The organism is Flavobacterium sp. (assembly GCF_044376915.1).
In the GTDB taxonomy this organism is placed as follows: domain Bacteria; phylum Bacteroidota; class Bacteroidia; order Flavobacteriales; family Flavobacteriaceae; genus Flavobacterium.
This window is the reverse complement of sequence record NZ_JBILKB010000011.1, coordinates 1-25,048: the sequence shown is the minus strand read 5'-3', so window position 1 is coordinate 25,048 and position 25,048 is coordinate 1. Positions and strand designations below refer to the sequence as shown.

The following is a 25,048-nucleotide window of genomic DNA, read 5'->3' as shown; positions in this document are numbered from 1 at the left end:
AATTACAAACTAACCCATTTGCTCATGTTAGGAAAATGTTATTTTTTAGTTTGTTTTATGGGCAATTTTGTTTTTCACTATTTTCACAACGATAGGTAATACAGAAATAATAATAATGGACAATACCACTTTTTCAAAATTATCCTTCACCCAAGATACTTGGCCCATAAAATAGCCTAAAAAGGTAATGCTAGTCACCCAAATAACCGCTCCACTAATGCAGTATAAAATGTATTTGTAATACTGCATACTGCCGGCTCCAGCTACAAAAGGGGCAATAGTTCTAATGATGGGAACAAATCGCGCCATGATGACTGCTTTGCCTCCATTTTTTTCGAAAAATTGTTCGGTTTGTGTGATGTATTCTTTTTTTAAAAATAGTATTTTTTCTTTTTTCTTGATGTAAACCCCAAATTTATTTCCAATAAAATAATTAACATTGTCACCCAATAGCGCTGCAATTATTAATAGTGGAATAATGATGGTCATGCTCAGTTGGCCAGTAGTTGCGGCAATAACACCAATTGCAAACAGCATAGAATCGCCGGGTAATAAAGGCATTACTACAAATCCAGTCTCTACAAAAACGACTAAAAATAAGATAAAATAAATGAGTTTATCGTATTGTTCAATAAGTCCTTGAATAACGGTCAAAGGATCTTTTAGAAAAGCTATTAAAAATTCAAGTATTTCCATAGGGATTTGTATAGCTATTGTTCAAATTTAGCAATTTGCTGTTGTATTTCTGTTCGTTCCCAAATTACTGGAAAATAATCTTTCAATACGGTACGATTAGCGAAATTTAATCGCAATCCATTTTGAAGATGAAAATTTCCTTTGATGGATTCGTTAATTAAATAGTATAAACCAGCCAAGCGGTACTCAATTTCGTATTCATCTTGGAATAGGTTAGAGGCTTCTAATAAAATTTCAATTGCGGTTTCGAATTCACCTAAAAATTGCAAAACATCGGTCCAAAGCGTAAAGGTGTCAAGATTTACATCGCCACATTCAAAGGATTTTCGGTAGCCATATTCTGCTTCTTCAAACAGGTGCAAGGCGCTATTTACTGCTGCAAAACGTTTCCAATACATTGGATTTTCTCCGTCGATTCCTATGGCTTTGTTTACATAGTATAAGGCTTTTTGAAAATCTTTTTGACGAATATAAAAGTCTGTAATTGCAATCCAACCTTTGTCTAATAAAGGATCTTCGTGAACTGTTTTTAGATAGTAATTTAGAGCAAATTCGGTGTTATCTAACCGCTCATAGCATTTTGCCATGCGCAACAAGACAAATGAAGACGGGTCGTCTAATTCAATAGCTGTTGTATAGCAATCTATTGCTTCTTGGAACTTTTTTAATTTCTCATACGACTTTGCTTTTTCCATGTAGGCTCCTAAAAAGCCATCATCAATCACGGTCGCATATTCAAAAGCCCAAACTGCTTTTTCGTAATTTTTTAGGGCATAATATTGTCTGCCTAATTGGTGCCAAGCCACTTCGCTGTAGGGATTGTGGTTGATGAACGAATTCAAATAAACAATGGCTTCTTCGTTTTGATCTAAAAAATCAAAACAATACACCACATTATAAAGTGCAGAATAATCCTCGGTGTCTTCTTCCAAGCATTTGATGAAATTCTCTTTGGCTTGTTCGAGGTTATCCATAAACAAATACTCCATACCAATCATAGAATACACATCGGCATAATCATCGGTGTATTTGAGTGCAGTTTTTAAGAATTCAATGGCTTTAAGGTGATCGTCTTTTTTGGAATAAATATTCGCTTTTTGGATGTAAATTTCCTCGTTTGTGGGTTCGATGGCATACAACTCATTGAGGAGTTTTTCGGCACTATCGAGTTTGTCTTCGTAGACTAACATTTCAACGTGTACTAATTTTAATCCGGTAGATTTAGGATGTTGCTCTAATCCAAGTTTTAGCGCTTTCTTTGCCAAATTCAAGCGGCCTGTATCCATGTAATGAAGAATAATGTCTTCAAATTCCTCTGAATCAAAGAAAAAAACTTTATTGGTTTTTAACATGGATTCAAACTTAGATAAGGACTGGCTATTTTCTTCTTCTTCGTGACTCAAATTCATAGCGCTTTTTTTATGATTTATCCTTACTAAAGGTACTTCGAATTAGTAGTTTGCTTGAAGTAAATAGGCAATTGTTTTAAACAATTTAATTAACAATTTTTAAACGTAAAATCAAACCTAGAACGTGATAATTAGATTTTTATTACTTCATTTCGTTTGCAATTTCCTCCAGTACATCATGAAGTATTGCGCACCCTTTTCGTATTTCATCTTCGCTAATGGTAAGGGGAGGAGTAATTCGAACGGCACAACCTTCAAACAACAACCAAAATAAAATAAGTCCTCTTTTGTGGCAACGCAGTACAATTTCATTGGTAATTTCTGCCGTTTCAGTCATGGCGGCCAACATTAATCCGCGCCCACGAATTTCCTTGATTAAGGGGTGTATCAATAAACTTCTAAACAGACGTTCTTTTTCTAGTGTTTGCGCCATTAGCTCGGTTTCTGTAAGCTCTTGAAGGGTTGCCAAGCAAGCGGCAGCAATGACTGGGTGTCCGCCAAATGTAGTGATGTGGCCTAATTTTGGGTCGTGACTCAATAAATCCATCATAGATTCAGCAGCAGTAAAGGCCCCAACAGGCATACCGCCACCCATTCCTTTTCCCATTACCACTACATCGGGTATTACATCATAATTTTGAAAGCCAAAGAGTTTTCCAGTACGACCAAATCCGGGTTGAATTTCGTCCAATAGCATCAAGGCCCCGACTTCATCGCAGCGTTGGCGTACTTTTTTTAAAAAATCGTTTTGTGGTTCAATGAATCCTGCGCCACCTTGAATGGTTTCCAAAAGAATTCCAGCGGTTTTTGTTGTGATTTTTTCTAAATCGGCTTCGTTGTTAAAGGTTATAAAATCAACGTCGGGAATTAACGGACGGAAAATTTGTTTGCGCTCTTCAAAACCCATTACACTCATGCTTCCCATCGTGTTGCCATGATACGCATTATGACAAGAAATTAGTTGGCTTCTTCCTGTGACTCTTCGGGCTAATTTTAAGGCTCCTTCTATCGCTTCAGTTCCTGAATTTACTAAATAGGTTTTGGTCAATGGGTAAGGAAGATGCTCGGCCAATAATTTGCACAATGCTGTCGCCGGGTGTTGGGCATATTCCCCATAAACCATGACATGTGAATAGGTGTCCAATTGTTTTTTAATAGCGTCATTCACACGTTGGGGTTGGTGTCCTAACGTACAAGCCGAAACGCCCGCCACAAAGTCTAAATAGGCATTTCCTTGGGTATCGTAAATGTATGAACCTTTAGCATGAGAAACTTCTAATACTAAGGGGTAGGGTGAGGTTTGTGCTTGGTATTTAAAAAAATCGTGAATCATTGCTGTTGACTGAATCTGTGGTTAATGTGTTGCCGCAAGTTCGTATGTAATGCTAGCGTATTACAACTATTTTTTGGGCGATTTTGAGGGTTTTACAGCGCTTGTAGCTTTTTCTTTAGGCTTAGGATTTTTTTCATCAAAATTCAATGTTTCTTTTAAAATATCCATGGGTTTTTCTGCTTTAGACGCTTTCTTTTTTGATTCGAGTTGCGCTTTTGTATCAAGAGCAAGTTCTTCATCAGGAAAAATCCCTTCTTTAGACATAATGCGTTCTTCCTCCCTCCAAACAAATCCTCTTAATCTTCTGGCATTTTCTGGAAATTCTTCCTCGGGATAAATGTTGCTTTCGGCGTTATTGAAGCCGGTCATGGTTTCAATTTTATTGTCGGTCATTTCAGCATTAATTCGACTACACACCGATTTCCGGATGCCTACAAATTCATTTTTATCGTTATAGATGTAATAAATAGACTCGGCATTTTTAATTATGTCTACCTCTTTTAGCTTTTGGTCTACAAATCGGCCAAATAAATTTTGACCTTTAATTTGATTGTACCCGTTTTTACTGAGGGAATCTTTTTGAATGATGAACGCGTTGTTAAGCACCTTGAGTGAATCTAATTTTTCAGTTTTGCTGTTGCCAATTAAGTGCATTACATCTCCTGTCATTTGATTTTCATTATTCCAAAGTATGGGTTTTCCGATCAGTTGGGTCAAGTTGCTTTTCGTGCTGGAATGTAACGAATCACATTTACCACTCATGTCGCTTTTGTAAAAACGAACATTATTAAAAGCTCTAATGATTCGATTTTCTTCTGGACCAGATACGATAATTTTTTTTCCATGCATGTACATGGTGTCCTTTTCTACTAGTGATTTTACCAGGGCTTTTTTGGTTAATACCATGGAGTCTTTTTTGGTTTCAATGTTACGAAACAATTCGGCAAAATGCCCCGTTGCAATTATTTTGTTAACAGTATCGGTAATTTTTACATTGTTGATGCCTCTAGAGTAATTTTTTTTTCGGTCGTAATAGAGGTCGTCTCCAACAATAATTTTATTATCATAGGTAATCTTAGAATTTTTAGTAAGTTTTCCAATATCGTTTGTGGTGTCGTAAAAACCGTTTTCGGTATAAATTACATTCTCTTTACTTGTAATGGTAGAAGGTCCAAATACATAGGCATGTCCCGAATTTTCATAAAAATCCAAATGATTGGTTTTGATGGTGGATTTCGGGTTTTTTACGGTAACAGCTGTTGTAAATTTGTATTTTTTTTGATCTACATAATAGCGGCCCGATTTGCTTTTTAAGACATTTTCTTTATTGTGAATGGTGCCAAATGAATTGTAAAAAGCTTGTTGGTTTCTTTTATCGAAATAAACAGTATCGGTTACTAAAGTAGATTCGGGCGAACGCATCGATACGTCTCCAGTGGCAAACGCAAATTCAATTTTACCATCATATTCGGCATATTTGCTGTTTAAAAAAATAGTATCACCTTGATTGATTTGTACATTTCCAAAGGCTTTGATGTATTCTTCATCTTTAAAGTGGTAGGCTTTATTGCAGTTGATTTTAACGCCATTATGCAATACGCGAACATTTCCCGTAAACACTATGGCACCCGGAATTTCTGTTTGGTTCATGTCAATGAAATCTGAATTTTCAATGACTATTTTTTTCTTTTCTTGTGCAAGAGAAAATGAAACCATCAGTAACAAACATGCGATATAAAAATAGCTATTTTTCAAGATGAAATTATTTGGAGTCAAATTTAAGTAAAAACTAGAAATGCGGTCACTTATTAAGATATTTTTATCAGTTTATTTTATAAGCATTAAGTAAATTAATCCAAAAAAAACTCGCTACCCCATTAAATGTTGTAGCGAGTTTAAAAAAAATAAAAAAAAATTATTTTGTAATTGTTTGTTTTCTATCCGGTCCCACCGAAATTACTTTGATTGGAACTTCAACGGCTGCCTCAATAAATTCGATGTAGGTTTTCAATTCCTGCGGTAATTCTTCATAAGTTGTCATACCGGTTAAGTCGGCTTTCCAACCTTTCATTTCTGTTAATATTGGTGTAACGTTTTCAGGTTCAATGTTGTAAGGCAAATGTTTGATTTCTTGGCCTTTGTAGTGGTATCCGGTACACACTTGAAGGGTGTCAAATCCAGAAAGTACATCGCCTTTCATCATGTATAATTGGGTAACACCATTTACTTGAACGGCATATTTTAATGCCACTAGGTCTAGCCATCCGCAACGGCGAGCACGTCCTGTAACCGAACCAAATTCGTTTCCAACTTTTGCCATGGTTTGTCCTGCCTCATCAAAATCTTCTGTTGGAAAAGGACCACTACCCACGCGAGTTGTATAGGCTTTAAAAATACCAAATACGTCTTTTACTTTGTTTGGTGCAATACCTAATCCGGTACAAGCTCCAGCAGCTGTAGTGTTGGATGAAGTTACAAAAGGGTACGTTCCAAAATCAACATCCAATAACGATCCTTGTGCGCCTTCAGCCAATATAGATTTACCTTCTTTTAAGGCTTTGTTTAAGTACTCTTCGCTGTCAATGAAAGTTAATTTTTTCAAGTCTTTTACGGCTTCAAAAAACTCTTCTTCCATTTCTTTCAAATCGTATTGTAAATCCACATCGTAAAAAGCGATCATGGCTTCGTGTTTATCAGCCAAAGCTCTGTAGCGCAATTTAAAATCCTCTAATTCTAAATCTCCTACACGCAATCCATTTCTCCCGGTTTTATCCATGTAAGTAGGTCCAATTCCTTTTAAAGTAGAGCCAATTTTAGCTTTTCCTTTTGAGGCTTCAGAGGCAGCATCGAGTAAACGGTGCGTTGGTAAAATTAAATGTGCTTTTCTTGAGATAAACAATTTGGAAGTAATATCCATATTGAATTTAGCCAATCCTTCTATTTCTTTTTGAAAAACTACCGGATCAATTACGACACCATTACCAATAATATTGATGGCATTTTTATGAAAAATCCCTGACGGTATAGTTCTTAATACGTGTTTTATGCCGTCAAATTCTAATGTGTGTCCAGCATTTGGACCTCCTTGAAAACGAGCAATGATATCATATTTTGAAGTGAGAACGTCAACGATTTTTCCTTTTCCTTCATCTCCCCATTGTAATCCGAGTAGTAAATCTACAGTCATTGTGTGCTTATTTTATTTGTAGTTAGGTGTTTGTTTCTTGTTTTTTTGTGCCATAAAAATAGAGTGAATGGTTTTGAATATCAATACCAAAAAGCTCTTCCATGGTTTGTTTGATTTGTTGTATTCTTGGGTCACAAAATTCGATTACTTCCCCCGTATCAGTTAATATAATGTGATCGTGTTGTTTGTCAAAATACGATTTTTCATAATGGGCTTGGTTTTGGCCAAATTGATGGCGTCGAACCAGGCCGCATTCCAATAAAAGTTCGATGGTATTGTATAGCGTAGCTCTACTCACACGGTAATTTTTATTTTTCATTTTGATGTACAACGATTCGATATCAAAATGCTCGGTTGCATTGTAAATTTCTTGAAGAATAGCAAAACGTTCGGGTGTTTTTCTGTGGGCTTTTTCTTCCAAATAGTTGGTAAAAACGGTCTTTACAATTTCCTGATTTTTGTTGTCCATTACTTTGTTAAATGAAATATACGCAAAGATAGTGAAAGTTGGAATTTAGAATTTAGAAATTCAAAGTATTTTTGAACAGAGTTATTAAGAGTAAGAAATGATGATTATTTGTAAACGCGAATAATTTTATCAATACCGTCGACCTTTTTGATGTTGTCAATTAACTTTTTTAGTATAGTGTTATTCTGAACTACAACTGTAACTTGGCCGTTAAAAATGCCTGCCTCACTACTTAAAGAAATACTTTGGATATTAACGTTCATTTGGTTGGATATCACTTTTGTGAGTTCATTGGTTAATCCCAACGTATCCATGCCCGTAATTTTTAATACGGCTTTAAATTCTTCTTGCGAGGAGTCAATCCATTTCGCTTGAATAATTCGATAGGCATAATTTGATTGCATGCTTATGGCATTCGGACAATCTTTTTTATGTACTTTAATTCCTTCGTTGATCGTTACAAATCCAAAGACGTCATCTCCCGGTATCGGATTACAACAGCTGGAAAGTTTATAGTCCAATTTGTTTTGTTCGGCACCAAAAACGAGCATGTCAAATTTCTTACTGATTTCATTTTTAAGTATTTGTTCAGATGCGGCTGATGGTGTTCTTTTAATTGTTTTCTTGAAAAAATTAACCAGCGTATTGTGTTTTTTAGCGGCATAATCTTTCAATTGTTGGTTTTCAATAGTGCCTATTCCGGCTCTATAAAACAAATCCAAGCTCGTTTGTAATTTGAAATAATTAACCAATTCGTTTACGGTATTTTCATTCAGTGTTATTTTTAGATGGCGCAATTTGCGTTCTAATAATTCTTTTCCTTCTTCCGCAATTTTCTTGGTATTCTCGTTGAGAACGTTTTTAATCTTGTTTTTTGCTCTGGATGTAGTTACATAATCTAACCACTGTGACGTAGGTTTTTGATTGGGTGATGTAATGATCTCAACTTGATCACCACTATTCAGCATATGGTTGAGTGGGACCAATTTGCCATTGACTTTAGTACCACGTGTTTTAACGCCAATTTCGGAGTGTATGCTAAACGCAAAATCTAAGGAAGTTGCTCCTTTGGGCAACGATTTGATTTCACCTTTGGGGGTGAAGACATAGATTTCTTTGGCGTATAAATTCAGTTTGAAGTCTTCAACAAAATCTACAGCATTACTAGCCGAGTTTTCCAAAGCTTCTTTGAGTTGATTGAGCCAAATTTCCAAACCATGCTCTTCTGTAGCACCATTTTTATATTTGTAATGTGCTGCATATCCTTTCTCGGCAATTTCATCCATGCGTTCGCTGCGCACTTGAATTTCTACCCAGCGTCCTTTCGGGCCCATAACAGTGATATGCAATGCCTCGTAACCGGTAGATTTGGGCGACGAAATCCAGTCACGCAATCGACTTGGTGATGGTCGATAATGATCGGTTACCACCGAATAAATCTTCCAAGCTAGAAATTTTTCATCGTGGGGATTGGACTTATAAATGATGCGCAGAGCAAATTTATCATACACCTCGTCAAAAGTTACCCCTTGATTTTTCATTTTTCTGCGAATCGAATAGATCGATTTAGGTCGGCCTTTCATCGTAAATTCAATTCCTTCTTCCTTAAGCGAACTGCTAAGTATTTCTGAAATTGTTTTGATGTAGCCATCTTGTTCTTCTTTAGTTTCCTTGATTTTACTTGTAATATCATTGTAAACAAGTGGTTCGGTGTATTTAAGCCCTAAGTCTTCTAATTGGGTTTTAATATTATACAATCCCAAGCGATGGGCCAGAGGGGCATAAATGTATAGAGTTTCTGAGGCAATTTTGGCTTGTTTGTAATCGGCCATACTGCCCATGGTTTGCATGTTGTGTAAACGGTCGGCAATCTTAATTAAGATCACCCGAACGTCGTCATTCAGTGTCAGCAACATCCTGCGGAAGTTTTCCGCTTGCATGGAAATTTCTTGGTCGGTTTTAACTTTCGCAATTTTAGTAAGTCCTTCGACCAATTGTGCAATTTTAGGGTTGAACATATTTTCAATGTCTTGCACTGTAATATCGGTATCTTCAACTACATCATGCATCAAAGCAGCAGCGATCGAAGTAGCTCCCAAACCAATATCTCGCGCCACAATTTTAGCTACGGCTATGGGATGAAATATATATGCTTCCCCCGATTTTCTTCTTTGGTCTTTATGAGCATCAACAGCAACATCAAAAGCTTTGCGAATGATTTTTTTATCTTCAACGCTAAGTGTTTGGTAACTAATACGAAGAAGTTCTTTATATTCTTGTGCTATGGCTTTATTCTCCGCTTCAATTTCTAATTCTGTCATACCTTAACTTTGATCAACTAAAAGTACAATTTTTTTTCGATTCTGCAAAGCAGAAAATAGAAAAAAGAATGACGACTAAAAGCCACGTTGTCTTTTAGCTTCGAACAATAAAATAGCCGCGGCTACCGATACATTCATAGAATCGATGACACCTTGCATAGGTATGATGATGTTTTTGTAACTTTCGGAACGCCATTTTTCAGACAGGCCCGTAGCTTCTGTGCCAACTACTAAAGCAGTAGGCATAGTAAAGTTTTGTGTGTGGTATTCGGTTGCATCTTGTAAAGTTGCCGAATAGATATTGATATTATGGGACTTCAAGTAGGCAATCACTTCTTCGGTGGTACCCACGGCAATTTGACGGGTAAACAAACAACCTACACTGGAGCGCACGATATTCGGATTGTATACGTCGCTTTTGGGATTGGCAAGAATAACCGCGTCAACATTGGCAGCATCGGCTGTTCGTAATATGGCACCCACATTCCCTGGCTTTTCTATAGATTCGCCCACTAAGATGAGGGGATTTTTAGATAATTTCAAATTGGACAAGGCTAGTGATTTGGTTTTAAGTACGGCGAGAATACCTTCTGTAGTATCGCGATAGGCTAATTTTTGGTAGACATCTTTTGAAATTTCGATAATTTGAAGACTAGATTTCTGGATGTTCAGATGTTCAGATAATTGACCTAATTCATTACAAATTAATATTGTTTCCAAATCATAACCTCCTTTTATGGCCAATTCAATTTCGCGTTGGCCTTCCACTAAAAAAGTGCCCGTTTGCTTGCGAATTTTCGCTTTTTCTTGCAATTGAACGAGTGATTTTATGTAGGAGTTTTGAACCGAGGTAATTTGTTTCATAGGTGCGCAATTGAAGGTCAAAAATACAAAAAAGCCTCTCAATTACTGAAAGGCTTTCGGATTATTTTTTCTGTTGTTCAAATTTTCCTTTGTATCGTTCGTTGAGTTCGGTGTGGTGACTTTCCAAACTAATTTGTCTACCATCAATTAAGGCCAAGGAAATGATATTTGATTTCATTTCTAAAGCATCGCCATCTGAAAGGAATAATGTGGCGCTTTTCCCGGCTTCTAACGTGCCATAATTGTTGTCGATTCCTAAGATTTTGGCCGTATTTCCAGAAATGAGTTGAACCGCTTGTTCTTTGGTTAATCCCCATGCAGCACATGTACCAGCATAGAAAGGTAAATTTCTGGTTTGCATGCGTTCCATGTCTCCTGCGTTTTGTAAGCCTACTAAAACGCCTGCATCGACCAAAATTTTTGCGTTTTTATAAGGTAAGTTAACATCCTCATCTTCTAACAAAGGCAAATCGTGTATGCGTTTGAGTAAAACTGAAACATTGTTTTCTTTCAAAAGTTGGGCTACTTTGAATGCATAGTAGCCTCCAATAATCACCATTTTTTGGATGTTGTTTTTCTTTTTAAATAAAACAGCATCGATGATTTCTTTTTCGCCATTTGCACTAACATATAACGTTTTATCACCCGATTGCAGACCTATCATCGCTTCAAAAGGCAGGTCTTTTTTATCGTTTTTACTCGCTAAATAGGCAAACGCATTGTCGAAATAGGTCTGAATTTCTTTGATTTGAGGTTCGTAGTTTTTATTAGACTCAATACCTCCAGGTTCGGCCCACCATCCAGCTCTAGAATAACTTCTAGGCCAATTCAAATGCAGGCCTTCGTTTTCTTTTACAAGTGCATCTTCCCAATTCCATGCATCTAATTGCACAATAGAAGAGGTGCCAGAAATGCGTCCGCCTCTTGGTGTAATTTGTGCCAATAAAACACCATTTGGACGCGTAGTCTCTACTAATTTTGATTCGGCGTTATAGGCAATAATACTTCGCACGTGTGGATTGAATTCGCCAATTTCACTTTCGTCATCGGAAGCGCGTACGGCGTCAATTTCAACCAATCCCAAAGTGGAGTTTGGAGCAATAAATCCCGGATACAAGTGTTTTCCTGCGGCATCAATTATAACATCATGTTTGGCTGGTTTCATAACCGTTGCATCACCAATACTTGCAATTTTTCCATTTACTAGAGATACTAGACTGTTCTCGATTATGCTTCCATTGCCTAAATGCGCTTTGGCTCCTAAAATTAAGATTGATTTACTTTGTTTAGCTGCTGGTGTTTGTTGGGCAAATCCAAACAAAGAAATGAATACTAGAACGATATATTTTTTCATATTAATTGTATTTATAATGAGATGCTGAGCAATATTCTCCTAAGGTGTCGCAGTGGTAGTGACCATTTTCTTTTTTCTTAGGCAATTGGGTTTTCATTCCTTTGTTCTTAGCGTCTAGAAGCGAATTGATTAATTCAGCACGTTCTTTTTGAATGGTAGCTAAATTTTCTGTTTCTTTTTCTAAATCGTAAAAAATGACACCATCAACCACTGTTTTTTCTGCACGGGTATAAATAGATAACGGACTATCCGACCATAAAACAACATCAGCATCTTTCCCTACTTTTATACTGCCAATGCGATGGTCCATTTGAAGGATTTTTGCCGGATTTAAAGTAACAAAATTCCAAGCTTCTTCTTCAGTTACATTCCCATATTTTACGGTTTTAGCGGCCTCTTGATTTAAGCGACGAGACATTTCAGCATCATCTGAGTTAATTGAAACCGTGACACCTTCATTCATCATGATCGCAGCGTTGTAAGGTATAGCATCGTTAACTTCATATTTATAAGCCCACCAATCAGCAAAAGTAGATCCCGCTACACCATGAGCCGACATTTTATCTGCCAATTTATAACCTTCTAAAATGTGGGTAAAGGTTTGGATCTTGAATTGGTAGCGCTCGGCTAATTTCATCAACATATTGATCTCTGATTGCACATAGGAATGACACGTAATGAATCGTTTTTTGGCTAATATTTCACCAAGAACTTCCAATTCGATATCAAATCGAGGCAATACCTTGTTTTTGTTTTTTCCAGATTTGTAGGCATCCCACTCGTTTTTATACTCTATGGCTCGGGTGAAATAATCTTCGTAAACCTGTTCTACGCCCATACGAGATTGTGGGAAACGATTGCGGGAAAAATCTCCCCAATTGGATTGTTTTACATTTTCACCCAAAGCAAATTTGATGTATTTGGGAGCGTCTTTGACCAACATTTCGTCGGGAGCATAACCCCATTTTAATTTTATGAAGGCAGCACGACCTCCAATAGGGTTAGCCGAACCGTGCAGTAAGTTTGCAGATGTAACTCCTCCAGCTAAATTTCGATAAATATTAATATCTTCTGAATTTACAACATCTTCAATAGTAACTTCTGCAGATGAATTTTGGCCGCCTTCGTTCACACCATTAGAAATAGCAATGTGAGAGTGTTCATCTATGATTCCCGCTGTAAGATGTTTTCCGGTTCCGTTAATAACTTTGGCGCCATTAGTAGGTATTTTTTCACCTATTTTAGTAATTTTTCCGTTTTGAATCAGTACATCCACTTCTTTAAGTATGCCTTCTTTTTCTCCAGTCCAAACAGTTACATTTTGAAACAATAGGGTTTCTTGTTTTGGTTTTTCAGCCGCTCCAAATGCTAAATTGGGATAAGTAACCGCATACATGTTTGGGATTTTAGGAGTATCTTTTTTATCCTCTTTTTTATCCTCTGTTATTTTTACTTCTTTTTTAAGGGCAGTCCAAGTGGTTTCATTTCCATTTTCTAAAACTGCTTTTCCTTGCATTGTTTGGTTGCTCCATGTTCCCGAAAGACGTACAAAATTTGCTTTGCTGGTATCTTGATTTTTAATAACTAAATTGATCCATGGGTCATTAAACTGAATTTTAGTTCCAAATGAAATACTGTCCTTAACTGCTTTTGCTTCAAATTTTGAAAGATCACCTTCAATTTTTAAGTCAAATTTTTGATTGTTAACCGTCAATTCGTAGTTGCCTCTAATGTCGGTAGGGTTAAGTTTAGTAATGATATTTCTTTCACCTTGCACCCAATTTTCCATAATTTCGGTTTTATCTTCAAAAAGATCACCCGAAGCGATAATAAAATTGGCCAATTTACCTTTTGCAAGGGAACCCACTTGGTCAAACTGATTGATCAATTTTGCCGGATTTTCGGTCAGGGCTTGTAGTGCTTTTTCTTTCGGTAAACCATAAAAAACCGCCTTTTTTAAATTGGAAAGAAACGATTTAGTGTCTTTTAGATCGGCAGCTGTAATGGCAAAAGGAATATTATTTTCGGCCAATATTTTTAAATTAAACGGAGCTTGGTTCCAAAATTTTAGGTCACTCACGCTAACTTGTTGTGCCAAATAAGGATCGGCAACATCATAGGCTTCAGGAAAGTTGATAGGGATAATAAATGTAGCATTTGATTTTTTGATTTCGTCAATGCGCTCAAATTCGTTACCGCTGCCTTTAATTAGGTATTTTACACCAAATTCATCCGCTATTTTGTCGGCTCTTAATGCATTTAATTTATCACCTGCATTAAATATTTGTACTAAATTTTTGTTTCTATTGAATGCTTCTAATGAGAAATCTTTTGAATTACTGGTGCCTTGTGCATACCATTTTGCATCGTGAAATACTTGACGAATCAACGCCATGCTCCCCATCATTGAAGAAGGATAACTTTGTTTCGTAAATTTGCTTCTGCTGAACGTAAAGTGTTGTGATATTTTTTCTTTAAGAATTCGTTTTGCATCGGTAGCTTTGTCGTTCAGGGTCCAAAAAAGTCCCGTCCCGGCAATTATTCCATCGTTGTGATGACTAACTACAGCACCAAATCCAATGCCCCTTAGGCTAGCTGCATTTTTTTCGTCATAACCAATATTTTCATAAGCATTGTATTCAGGTTTGACATGATCATTCCAATAATACCCTTCCCGATTGGTGTCGTACTGCGGGGTAAAATTACCGTTGGGTCTAGCGTTGGGCTTATTAATTCCAAATTCACTATATAATTCAATGAAAGAAGGATAAATAGTTTTGCCTTTGGCATCAATTACTTCAGTGCCTTTAGGAAGTTGAATACTAGTGCCTACTTCTACAATTTTATTTTCTTTAATCAGTAAGGTTGCATTTTCAATTTTTTGCGTTGCCGAAATATAAATGGTGGCATTTTGAATGGCAGTGTAATTTTTAAAGCTTTGTTTTACCCCATCATTTTTAGGAAAATAATCTTGTGCATGAAGGGTAGAACTCACTAAGAATAGGAGCCATAAGGTTAAATATCTCATATTTGTTAAATTTTGTACTGGCTAAAGATAAAAATTATCTCCAAAAAAAAACCGGTTGTACTATAATTTAACAAAATTTCAGAAGTATTTATAGCGTATAAATCTATAAAAGGGTACTATAGTATTAGTAGGCTAAATACAAATACCCAACTATTGCATTCGGATAGTCGGGGTCGTTAAGGTTTAAAACATAATAATAGGTCCCTTCCGGTGCTTTTTCTCCGCCGATGGCATTGGGAACCGTTCCGTCCCAGTCTGCTTTAGAATTATTCCCCGTCCAAACTAATTTTCCCCAACGGTTGTAAATTTCCAGGTTAAAATTCAGGAATACATCGCGTAAACCTTCAATGAAAAAAGCATCGTTTGATCCGTCACCGTTTGCCGAAACCGCATTGTAAACGGTAGGTGGGCAATTGTTTGTAAGCAAAGAAAACGAGGTAATGGAATAACAATTATCGTTATCAACACGCACGAAAATTTCTTTGGGTGTAGTGAGTGCTTCATAGTTGGTGCTGTTCATGATAGCTAATATTCCTGCCTCAGCATTGGTACTGTTTTCGTAAAAGCGTACTGCTTGAGTTGGATCGGTCTTAACTGCTGATTCATATGATGAAAAATCAAACAGTCCCCTGGTTAACCCCAAATTACAAGAAGTAATATCTTCCAAGGCATTGAATTCAGGTGAGATTGTCAATTCGACCGGGATCGAAAAAGTATTGTTGTTTTCATTGAGCTCATTGACAATGCCAATTCCATTACCCGTGTCATCAACAACCGCTTGAATGTTGAAATTGTTGGGTATTGCAGAAGGGATGTTGAGTGAAAAACTTCCTGTTTCGAAACCTCCAATAGCGATAGGATTTTGTGTGATTGTTCTTCCAAAAAACTGCCCTGCAATGTAAAATGAAATGGAAGTATTTGCGGGGAGTATTTCAGTAGAATTGGTATTGTAAACGGAATAATTTATGGTTATATCTCTGCTGTTACAAGCAGTTGCTACGTTATTAAGTACAACAGTAGCATCGGGTAATTGACTGTTTAATTTAGTAATTACGGTATTGATCATAATAAAATCTTGAGAAGAAGATAATGTAATTGAAGCACTGGTGTCGCCAATCGCTACATAATTATCAATTTCGTAAACATCCAAATCCATGTTGTACAGCGTGTTGGAACCCGTTATTGAATTCGTGCTGTTAAACACATTGTTGATGGGGTTAATGGCATTACTAATAGCAATGTTGTTCACTGAAAATGTTTCTGTAGGCAGCTGAGAGTCACCTTCCCAAGCAATAAATCCAGCTTTGGCATTGGTATTATTGAGTACAAATAAATTGGTTAAATTGATTTGTAAGGCATCTGGAACCCCTTGTAGACCATCATAAATATTGAGTTGGTTCAAGGTTAAACTCGGATTTTCATATACAATCAATATGGCCCATCCTGCAAAATTTGTTTTTCGAGTGTAGTGTAAAGGTTCAAACGCTGAAATATCCAAATCGGATAGGGTATAGGTGCCGTTTCCTGTTGCTTGTACATACGATGTAATATCTTTAAATGCGCTAAAATAGGTAAACGTATTGGGCGAGAAAAAACGCGAATGCGAAAAGGTACGTTCAGCGGTTAGTGGATTACCGTTTAGGTTGACTTGAAAGTCGCCATCGCCACTTCCAGCCCAATACAAATAGGCACGTACAATGCGGTCTGATGGAGACATGTTTAACTGTGCAGCCGAAGACGAACTGGTAATGTAACCAAATGTTGGGTTGTTCTCTGCACTATTCATGGTGTTTCCAATAAATGTGAAATCATAGCGACCATTGATCTGTTCATAGAGTGTGATGTCCTGTGCATTCAATCGCAAAATTCCCAAAAATGTGAGTATTAGGATAAGGTAATGTAGTTTTTTCATTTTTTTCAAACCCATAATTTTGCAACTAATTTACTACATTTTATTTAAAAAAGTGAAAATTGAAAGTTTGTCAACTAAAAAATTAGTAATTTTCCCCGATTAAAATTACGTTTTGAAAAGTTATCACGTTAGAACATATCAATCAGCAGATTATACATCTTGGAACGAATTTGTGGCCCAATCCAAAAATGCTACTTTTTTATTTCATAGGGATTTTATGGAATACCATAGCGATAGGTTTCAAGATTATTCGTTATTAATTTTTGACGAAAAAGATAAACTCAAAGCCATTTTACCAGCTAATAGGGTGGGAGATAATTTGTATTCTCATCAGGGTTTAACCTATGGTGGATTAGTTATTAGCGCATCGACAATGCTTTTTGAAGTAATACAAATAAATCAGGTAATGTTGAGCTTTTTGTATGAACAACAAATTTTGAAATTGCACTTAAAAATTATACCAACTATTTATAATAATATTCCATCGGATGAAATGGAATATATTTCTTTTTTACTTCATGCCAAACTTTACAGAAGAGACGCTATTGCAATTTTAGATATTACAAATCAAGTTGAGAAATCAAGAGTTCGTAAAAGAGGCATTGAAAAAGGATTAAAAAATAATTTAGTTATTAAAGAGGTTGATGATTTTGAAATTTTTTGGAACGAATTATTAATTCCAAATTTAAAAGAAAGATATAATGTTTCTCCTGTCCATACTCTAGAAGAAATCAAGTATTTAAAATTGAAATTTCCAACAAAAATTAAACAGTATAATGTTTATTTAGATAAAAAAATTATTGGAGGTGTTACCATATTTGAAACAAATAATGTTATTCATCCTCAATATATCGCTGGTAATAAAGATTTTAATAATCTATATGGAGGATTAGATTTTTTATATGACTATTTAATAAATAATGTTTATAGAGGATCAAAATATTTCGATTTTGGCATTTCAAATGAAAACAACGGATTGCAATTAAATGAAAAATTGCATTATTGGAAAGAATCTTTTGGAGCACGCACTGTTGTTCAAAATTTCTATGAAATTGAAACCAAGAATTACAAACTTTTAGAAAATGTATTTATATGATTACATTCCTCAATTTATATAAGATCAACCAACCTTTTGAAACGGCTTTTCATGAAAAAATGAAGCAGTTTTTTGAAGCGGGATGGTATGTTTTAGGAAAGGAAGTCAGTGCCTTTGAAGCAGGTTTTGCTTCCTACTGTGGTGCCAAATATTGTATAGGTGTTGGGAATGGATTGGACGCATTAGTACTCATTTTTAAAGGGTATATTGAACTCGGAAAATTGCAAAAAGGTGATGAAGTGTTAGTGCCTGCAAATACCTATATAGCAAGTATTTTAGCGGTGTTGCAAGCCGACTTAGTTCCTGTTTTGATTGAACCAAAGTTGGAAACGTATACCATTGATCCCCATGCGATTGAAGCTAAAATTACGACGAAAACTAAAGCCATATTGCCGGTTCATTTGTACGGTCAATTGTGCGAAATGACAACAATCAATGAAATCGCTAAAAGGCATCATTTATTGATAATTGAAGATGCGGCGCAAGCCCATGGAGCAACAAGGAACAACACTAAAGCTGGAAGTTTTGGAAATGCGGCCGGGTTTAGTTTTTATCCGGGTAAAAATCTAGGAGCCCTAGGTGATGCGGGTGCGATAACGACCAATGATGCTGCTTTAGCGGAAGTCTTATTTTCGTTGCGAAATTATGGTTCGAAAGTGAAATATGAAAATGAAAGGCTAGGTGTTAATTCGCGATTGGATGAATTGCAAGCGGCCTTTTTAAACCTAAAGCTACCCCATTTGGAGGCCGAAAATGAATTCCGGAGACGCCTAGCGAAACGCTATCTTTTGGAAATCAACAACGAGAAAATTATCTTGCCGCAATGGGATGGAACCGATAATCATGTGTTTCATTTGTTTGTAGTTCGAACTCAAAATAGATTGGCACTTCAAGACTATTTGAAAAATCAGGGAATTGAGACCATGATTCATTATCCAATACCACCACATAAACAAAAAGCGTTGTTCAATTGGAATAATTTATCATTTCCAATTACAGCTAAAATTCATGATGAAGTATTGAGTATACCATTGAATTCAAGTTTGACTAATGATGAAATTGATCAAATCATTCAAAAATTAAATCAATATTAATTTTGAATATTTTAAAAAAAATAGTTCAAAACCAATTGTTTAAAGCTTCCTCTTTAAGCAGTTTTAGTATTATTATAAGATTAGTTACTGGGTTTGTTTCTTCTAAGGTTATTGCTCATTTTATTGGACCTTCGGGTATGGCATTAATGGGAAATTTGCGCAGTTTTTCCTCTTTATTAGATTCTATTGGAACCTTAGGAGTGCAAAGTGGCGTTTTGCAAAATGTTGCAAAAAATCAATCTGATAAAATTCTAGTCGCTGACTTTGTTCGTAAAATATTTTGGATCCTAATTATAGTTTCATTATCTCTTTCATTACTTTTAATCTTTGGAAATTCATTTATTGGAAATTTGATATTTAATCAAAATTTTCAATACTATTTTGCATTATATTTTATAGCATTTTTACTTCCTTTTCAAATTTTGCATCTATTTTTCATTACGGTTTTAAACGGGTTAAGTTGTTATAAAAAAGTAACTCAAATTTCTATTTATGGGTATATAATGAGTTTACTAATTTCTTTTGGATTAATATGCTTTTATAGTATTAATGGCGCATTAGTTTCCCTTTCTATAAGTTCATTTTTTTTGTTTATTTTTTCGAGTTATTTCTTTTTTAAAGCGTTTCCATTTCAATTAATTTGTAAAGAAATAAATGTAGACTTTAGTGTTCTGAAAGGGTTAATACCTTTTGGGATTATGTCACTTTTTACCGCTGTAGTTACTCCAATTATATATATTTTTATTCGAAATAGTATTACTAGTGAAGTTTCAATTGAAGCTTCTGGTTGGTTTGAAGCCATGCAAAGAATATCTGGTTTTTACTTTATGTTTATTTCCACTTTGGTTAGCTTTTATTTTTTGCCCGAAATGATTAAAGCTAATTCTGACAATGAAAAATTAAGTTTAACCAAAAAGTTTTATTACCAAGTAATCCCCATTTTTTTATTGGCGTTAATTGCAATTTATTTTTGTAAAGATTATTTAATCAAATTATTATTGACTCCTAATTTTAGTCAAGTTAGAAATTTGTTTTTTTGGCAACTTCTTGGCGATTTATTTAAAGCACTGTCTTTAATTTTAGGAATACGTTTTTATGTACTTAAAGATGTAAAAGGATATTTAATTACAGAGAGTATTTCCTTTATCGTATTTTTTATAACTGCTTTTTTATTCATACCTCTTTTTGGAGCAACAGGAGCGGTTTTAAGTTATGCAGTTACTTATTTTATTTATCTTTTAGTGTTGATTTTTTATTTTAGAAAAGTGATTTTTAAATCCTAAAAACTTTTTATCCGAACTTTTAGTTCTAACAAAAAAAGGTTGAAAAGTAAGGTAATATTTCTAGCTTTTATAAATTTAAACATTTCAAATCGTATTCTTCCCAGCAATAATTGATGTTCTTTTTTTGATTTATTTAAGTGATAAGCATTATTTAAAATTTTCAAAGTAGATAGATTCAGTCGCTTTGTTTTTAAATTGTTTTTAAATAAAAAATGTGCACTTAATGAATTAGGTATTTCTCTTTTTTTGGCTATTATTTCAGGGAAATATTCAAAATCAAATATTCTAGAAGCTCTAATCCACAAATCTAAATCTTCATAAGCTAGCTCTTCATCATAGTGACCAATTTTTTCATAAACTGATTTTTTAACCATAGATGAAACGGAACAAATTTTTGTCGTTCGACCAATGACCATACTATAAATATCACCACTTTTTGGATCATCTAATTCAGTGTAATAATTTCTTAAAAATGTTCCATCCTGATTTATTTCAATGATATTTCCATATACAATCCCTAGGTTTTTGTACTTCGATTTTTGGAATATTTCGATTTGTTTTTCAACGCAATTGGGTAATAAAACATCATCAGCTGCTAAATCAATTATATATTCTCCAGTTGCTTTTTTCGCTAGTTGATTGAAGGTTTTGGTATTACCCAAATTCTTTTCGTTAGCCGAAAAATGTACTTTTGGATAATGTTGCAACCAATTCTGAATTTTTTCAACCGAATTGTCTGTACTACAATCATCAGCAATTAATAATTCAATATTTGGATACGTTTGATGAATAACCGAATTTAAAGCTTCCTCAACATAATCTTGGTGATTGTATGACAAACAAATAATACTAACTAGTGGAAAATTTTGCATGTTTTAAGCAGAAGAGTTTTATATTTGTTACGAAAGTAAATAAATAACCGTGATTCAGCAAAGTAAAAAATATAAAATTGCTATTATTGCCTATAACTTAGATTCCGGTGGATTGGCAAAAGTGATTAAGAATGTTTTTCTTTTATTCAAAGAAATTAGTTTTTTTAATGTTGAATTAGTATTATTAGATGACATTAAAAGGTTTAATCTGGATGAGAAAGTAGTCTATTTTGGAGATTTAGCAAACATAAAATCCCCTTTTTATAATAAAATTAATAAGTATATTCAATTTAATAAATATATTAAAAAGCATAATTTTGATTTTATTATTGATTTGCGTTATAGGATAAATCCTATCACTGAGTTACTTATTCTAAAATTAATTTATCCAAAAACTAAATTAATTTATAATGTTCACAGTTCTAAATTAGAAACATATTTACTTAATAACACTTTTTTGACTAATTATTTATACGGTAATGCCTATAAAACGGTATGCGTTGCAAAGGAAAATGAGAAGTTAGTTATTCAAAAACACCATTTAAAAAACACCATAACTATTTATAATCCAATTGATTTTGATGATATTAAAGCTAAGAAAGAAGAATCTATTGATTTTAATTTTGAATATATTTTAGCAGTTGGACGATTTGTTGAATTAAAGCAATTTTATGAACTAATTATAAGTTATGCAAACTCTATTTTACCTCAAAATCAGGTAAAGTTAGTACTTGTTGGTGAAGGAGAAGAACTCTTACGATGTAAAGAATTAGTGTTCTCTTTAAATTTAAATGAAAATGTTGTATTTGTGGGATTTTCTAATAATCCATATAAATACATGCAAAACGCTAAATTTTTAGTGCTTTGTAGTAAGTATGAAGGATTTGGACTTGTTTTAGTTGAAGCTTTAGCTTGTAATACTCCGGTAATTAGTTTTGATTTAGTTTCGGGACCAAATGAAATAATAGAGCATGAAAAAAATGGCTTGTTAGTTGAAAACCAAAATTTTGATAAACTAACAGAGGCAATAAATTTATTGTTTTCGGATGAAGAGCTGTATACAACTTGCAAAATTAATGCATTAGAAAGTGTACAAAAATTTTCTTTTGAAGAAATTAAGAAAGAATGGTTAAATTTGCTTCAAATACATGATTAATGAACACCAAACTTATAAATATCCCAAAAATTGAAGATCCAAGAGGGAATCTTTCTGTAATTGAACATGATGTTGTTCCCTTTGAAATTAAACGTGTTTATTATTTGTATGATGTTCCTGCTGGTGCAGAGCGTGGCGGACATGCGCACAAAAAATTGCAACAATTTTTAGTAGCACTTTCGGGAAGTTTTGATGTGATTTTGCACGACGGCCAACACGAAAAATTGGTAACACTTAATAAGCCTTTTGAAGGATTGTTGATTACCAATGGAATCTGGCGCGAATTGAAAAACTTTTCGTCGGGGGCAGTTTGTTTGGTCATTGCCTCAGCCGTTTTTGAAGAAGAAGACTACATTAGAACTTTTTCGGAATTTTTACAATCAAAACATTAGTGGTATACCGAAAAATCTATCCCAATTTTTTTCAATTGCTGTTTAAGGGTTAGTAAAAAACGCAAGATAAAGCTAGGTGTTCCCAATAAGAGCTTTGTTTTGAAGGGTATTTTTGTAGCCATTTCGTGGAGGTAAAAAATTGATTTTTCTGTGTCACCCGCAATTTTAAAGTGTAGGGCATATTCCAATCGGTACAGATCTAAAAATTTTTTCAAACTTGCATTCTGTTTTTCGGCAGCAGCAAATTGCGTAAAATCCATCAATTTTTTTTCTAAAATAGGCGTTTTAGCCAATGAATTTGGTGTTTCAAAATCGTATAAAACCGTGTATTCATTATGAAGGGCAACGGGATACTTGAGGCCAATTTTGGTAAACAATTCTAAATCTTGCCCACTGCTTACTTGGGTATTGAAAACAAAATCATTTTTCAATAGTTTTTTAGGAATGGCACAAGCCGAAGTGAGACTTACACGATGCATCAAACTTGCATCAAAGTAATCGGAAAGAATACCTCTGTAATTATTAGAAATACTATTAGAATAGTTGGGTGTAAGTAGGGTTTTCTTCGAAATTTTTGTTTGATAGCGACTACAATACAGTCCGCAATTTGGAAAGTCGGTATGCAGTTTATATAGTGCTTCTAAATGATTGGGATACCAATAATCATCGGCATCTAAAAATGCGATCAACTCCCCGGTAGCTTTTTCAATACCTGCATTTCGAGCGGCAGCTGCCCCAAGATTTGGTTGTTGAACCCATTGAATACGCGAATCAATAAATTGGGATACAATGGCCAAACCACCATCTGTTGATCCATCATCGATGATAATGACTTCAAAATCGGTATATGTTTGTTTCAGCACCGATGTAAGGGTTTCAGCAATACTAAAAGCCTTGTTGTATAGCGGTATGATGACAGAAATCGAACTCATTTTTTCTTATGAATTAAGTACATGTAATATCCTAATTTATAAAAATCAAAGAGGAATAATTTCGGGTCAGAAGCAGTCAAGTGACGCACCAACGTTTTTCTAAAAACGTTAAATAATAAAACAATTAGCGTGTTTGCCGGGAAAAAATCCAATTTTCTACTCCAACGACTCATGCGAGTAGCCTTAGGCGGTAAGATTTTTGTTTCAATCAGTTCTTTTAGGTTGTCTAAAGCTTCTTCGGTTTTGTTTAAAAAAATTGCTCCTGATTCCAAGTTTTCATGAAACAAGGGATTGTGTATGTGGTTGATTGCAATGCCTTTTTTTTCTAATTCCAAAACAAAAACCAAATCTTCATACCCATATTTTTGAATGTTTGGATGAAAAGGTGTCGCTTCTAAAATAGTTTTTTGAGCTAATAAATTTGAGGTTAAGGTGTGTTGGTAGGGCTTTTTTTCTCGAATCGCTAGCGGAATTGCTTCTCGTTGCGTGCCAAATTTCCAGCGCAATTGTTCATCGGGTTGAGGTGCTTCATGGTGGTAACAAATGCCTCCATATACAACCGATTCCTTGTTTTCTTGGATCAAAGCGATATAGTTGCTTAAAAAGAATCCATCCACTGGAAGCATGTCGCAATCAAGTAACAACACCCAATGGTATTGTGCGCGTTCAACCAATAGGTTTCTGTTGGTCCCACGACCTACGTTTTTCGGCAATTGAATGTATTGAACAAAAGGGAAATCGGATAAATTGTTGTTTTGGGTTGCAATAGCAGTTGCTGTAGACCCATCATCTTGTATGAGTATTTCATATTCGATTTGAAGCGTGTTGGCTTGTAGTATTAATTCGCTAACCAAGGGAACAACATTGTAGTTGTATGTAGGAATTAATATCGACAGCATTACATCGTTCTTTGAACTACTTCAAACATTTTGCCTTCCTCAAATTTTAAAGTCTTTGAAGGGTATTTTAATACCAATGCATAATCATGAGTTGCCATTAAAATGGTTTTTCCATTGGCATTGATAGTACGAAGTACTTCCATTACCTCTATACTGGTTTGAGGGTCTAAATTTCCGGTAGGCTCATCTGCAAGTATCAGTTCAGGATCGTTCAATAGTGCACGAGCAATTCCAACACGCTGTTGCTCACCACCTGAAAGTTGGTGCGGCATTTTAGTTGCTAGACCTTTCATGCCAACTTTGTCCAATACCTCTTCGATTTTAACATCCATTTCTTCTTTTTCAGTCCAACCAGTAGCTTTCAATACAAACAATAAATTATCTTTGATGCTTCGATCGGGTAATAATTTAAAATCTTGGAATACAACGCCTAGTTTTCGTCTTAAATACGGAATGTCGCTTTCTTTTAAAGTGGCTAAATCATAGCCAACAACACTTCCTTCACCTTCAGTTAAAGATAAATCTGCATACAAGGTTTTTAGGAAACTACTTTTTCCAGATCCGGTTCTACCAATTAAGTAGAGGAATTCGCCATGGTTTACGTCAATATTAACGTCGCTTAATACAGGGTTTTTGTCTTGATAAATGGTTGCGTTTTTTAAAGAAAGAACTGTTTCTGACATAGTATGGTATGATTTTAAAATGTAAAAGTAATAACTTATCGTTCCGTTTCAAAATTTTATCTGCTTTT

20 protein-coding genes are annotated in these 25,048 nt (G+C 34.8%); 5 read left to right on the top strand and 15 right to left on the bottom strand.

Annotated elements, in window-relative coordinates; all coding sequences use genetic code 11:
- Nucleotides 1-45: 45 nt before the first annotated feature.
- From ACIQ6Z_RS02245 to ACIQ6Z_RS02195, 11 genes are all read right to left on the bottom strand, one after another.
- Complete coding sequence (locus ACIQ6Z_RS02245; protein WP_396209311.1) at nt 46-696, bottom strand: VTT domain-containing protein; 651 nt, start codon at nt 694-696, stop codon at nt 46-48.
- A gap of 14 nt (nt 697-710) precedes the next feature.
- The gene (locus ACIQ6Z_RS02240) at nt 711-2,105 is read right to left on the bottom strand and encodes a tetratricopeptide repeat protein (RefSeq protein ID WP_396209310.1); all 1,395 of its coding nucleotides are present in this window, start codon (nt 2,103-2,105) and stop codon (nt 711-713) included.
- Between the two features lie 142 nt (nt 2,106-2,247).
- On the bottom strand, nt 2,248-3,438 hold the full coding sequence (locus ACIQ6Z_RS02235; protein ID WP_396209309.1) for an aspartate aminotransferase family protein: 1,191 nt from the start codon (nt 3,436-3,438) through the stop codon (nt 2,248-2,250).
- A gap of 66 nt (nt 3,439-3,504) precedes the next feature.
- The gene (locus ACIQ6Z_RS02230; protein WP_396209308.1) at nt 3,505-5,193 is read right to left on the bottom strand and encodes an OstA-like protein; all 1,689 of its coding nucleotides are present in this window, start codon (nt 5,191-5,193) and stop codon (nt 3,505-3,507) included.
- Nucleotides 5,194-5,353: 160 nt separating this feature from the next.
- Nucleotides 5,354-6,625, bottom strand: coding sequence for an adenylosuccinate synthase (locus ACIQ6Z_RS02225; protein WP_396209307.1), 1,272 nt, complete (start codon nt 6,623-6,625; stop codon nt 5,354-5,356).
- 22 nt (nt 6,626-6,647) lie between these two features.
- Complete coding sequence (locus ACIQ6Z_RS02220; protein WP_396209306.1) at nt 6,648-7,094, bottom strand: Fur family transcriptional regulator; 447 nt, start codon at nt 7,092-7,094, stop codon at nt 6,648-6,650.
- Between the two features lie 104 nt (nt 7,095-7,198).
- Nucleotides 7,199-9,415: a RelA/SpoT family protein gene (locus tag ACIQ6Z_RS02215; protein WP_396209305.1), complete on the bottom strand. Its 2,217-nt coding sequence runs from the start codon at nt 9,413-9,415 to the stop codon at nt 7,199-7,201.
- Nucleotides 9,416-9,490: 75 nt separating this feature from the next.
- The gene (locus tag ACIQ6Z_RS02210; RefSeq protein WP_396209304.1) at nt 9,491-10,279 is read right to left on the bottom strand and encodes a TrmH family RNA methyltransferase; all 789 of its coding nucleotides are present in this window, start codon (nt 10,277-10,279) and stop codon (nt 9,491-9,493) included.
- A 61-nt stretch (nt 10,280-10,340) separates the two neighbouring features.
- Nucleotides 10,341-11,633: an amidohydrolase family protein gene (locus ACIQ6Z_RS02205; protein ID WP_396209303.1), complete on the bottom strand. Its 1,293-nt coding sequence runs from the start codon at nt 11,631-11,633 to the stop codon at nt 10,341-10,343.
- A 1-nt stretch (nt 11,634) separates the two neighbouring features.
- Complete coding sequence (locus tag ACIQ6Z_RS02200) at nt 11,635-14,661, bottom strand: amidohydrolase family protein (RefSeq protein WP_396209302.1); 3,027 nt, start codon at nt 14,659-14,661, stop codon at nt 11,635-11,637.
- A gap of 124 nt (nt 14,662-14,785) precedes the next feature.
- Nucleotides 14,786-16,573 (bottom strand): gliding motility-associated C-terminal domain-containing protein, encoded by a 1,788-nt coding sequence (locus ACIQ6Z_RS02195; RefSeq protein WP_396209301.1) that lies wholly within the window; start codon nt 16,571-16,573, stop codon nt 14,786-14,788.
- Between the two features lie 217 nt (nt 16,574-16,790).
- Between ACIQ6Z_RS02195 and ACIQ6Z_RS02190 the strand changes: the two genes are divergently transcribed.
- From ACIQ6Z_RS02190 to ACIQ6Z_RS02180, 3 genes are read left to right on the top strand one after another with little or no spacing between them, the layout of a single operon-like run.
- Nucleotides 16,791-17,669 carry a GNAT family N-acetyltransferase gene (locus ACIQ6Z_RS02190; protein ID WP_396209300.1) on the top strand — a complete coding sequence of 293 codons (879 nt, stop codon included), beginning with the start codon at nt 16,791-16,793 and terminating at the stop codon, nt 17,667-17,669.
- Nucleotides 17,666-18,763, top strand: coding sequence for a DegT/DnrJ/EryC1/StrS family aminotransferase (locus ACIQ6Z_RS02185; protein ID WP_396209299.1), 1,098 nt, complete (start codon nt 17,666-17,668; stop codon nt 18,761-18,763). The genes ACIQ6Z_RS02190 and ACIQ6Z_RS02185 overlap by 4 nt, the downstream gene beginning before the upstream one ends.
- A 2-nt stretch (nt 18,764-18,765) precedes the next feature.
- On the top strand, nt 18,766-20,046 hold the full coding sequence (locus tag ACIQ6Z_RS02180; RefSeq protein WP_396209298.1) for an O-antigen translocase: 1,281 nt from the start codon (nt 18,766-18,768) through the stop codon (nt 20,044-20,046).
- Here ACIQ6Z_RS02180 and ACIQ6Z_RS02175 read toward each other — a convergent pair.
- Nucleotides 20,043-20,918: a glycosyltransferase gene (locus tag ACIQ6Z_RS02175; protein WP_396209297.1), complete on the bottom strand. Its 876-nt coding sequence runs from the start codon at nt 20,916-20,918 to the stop codon at nt 20,043-20,045. The genes ACIQ6Z_RS02180 and ACIQ6Z_RS02175 overlap by 4 nt on opposite strands.
- 49 nt (nt 20,919-20,967) lie before the next feature.
- Here ACIQ6Z_RS02175 and ACIQ6Z_RS02170 point away from each other — a divergent pair, with 49 nt between their 5' ends.
- Together ACIQ6Z_RS02170 and ACIQ6Z_RS02165 are read left to right on the top strand one after the other, a co-directional pair.
- On the top strand, nt 20,968-22,074 hold the full coding sequence (locus ACIQ6Z_RS02170; RefSeq protein ID WP_396209296.1) for a glycosyltransferase: 1,107 nt from the start codon (nt 20,968-20,970) through the stop codon (nt 22,072-22,074).
- Nucleotides 22,074-22,466 (top strand): sugar 3,4-ketoisomerase, encoded by a 393-nt coding sequence (locus ACIQ6Z_RS02165; protein ID WP_396209295.1) that lies wholly within the window; start codon nt 22,074-22,076, stop codon nt 22,464-22,466. The genes ACIQ6Z_RS02170 and ACIQ6Z_RS02165 overlap by 1 nt, the downstream gene beginning before the upstream one ends.
- On the opposite strand, the gene ACIQ6Z_RS02160 is transcribed toward ACIQ6Z_RS02165, so the two are convergent.
- Genes ACIQ6Z_RS02160 through ACIQ6Z_RS02150 form a run of 3 tightly spaced genes read right to left on the bottom strand, consistent with a single transcriptional unit; the run spans nt 22,463 to nt 24,980 of the window.
- Complete coding sequence (locus tag ACIQ6Z_RS02160; RefSeq protein WP_396209294.1) at nt 22,463-23,398, bottom strand: glycosyltransferase family 2 protein; 936 nt, start codon at nt 23,396-23,398, stop codon at nt 22,463-22,465. The two genes, ACIQ6Z_RS02165 and ACIQ6Z_RS02160, sit on opposite strands and share 4 nt — an antisense overlap.
- Nucleotides 23,395-24,297 carry a glycosyltransferase family 2 protein gene (locus tag ACIQ6Z_RS02155; RefSeq protein ID WP_396209293.1) on the bottom strand — a complete coding sequence of 301 codons (903 nt, stop codon included), beginning with the start codon at nt 24,295-24,297 and terminating at the stop codon, nt 23,395-23,397. The genes ACIQ6Z_RS02160 and ACIQ6Z_RS02155 overlap by 4 nt, the downstream gene beginning before the upstream one ends.
- Nucleotides 24,297-24,980 carry a cell division ATP-binding protein FtsE gene (locus ACIQ6Z_RS02150; RefSeq protein WP_396209292.1) on the bottom strand — a complete coding sequence of 228 codons (684 nt, stop codon included), beginning with the start codon at nt 24,978-24,980 and terminating at the stop codon, nt 24,297-24,299. Before ACIQ6Z_RS02150 ends, ACIQ6Z_RS02155 begins: the two co-directional genes overlap by 1 nt.
- Between the last annotated feature and the right edge of the window lie 68 nt (nt 24,981-25,048).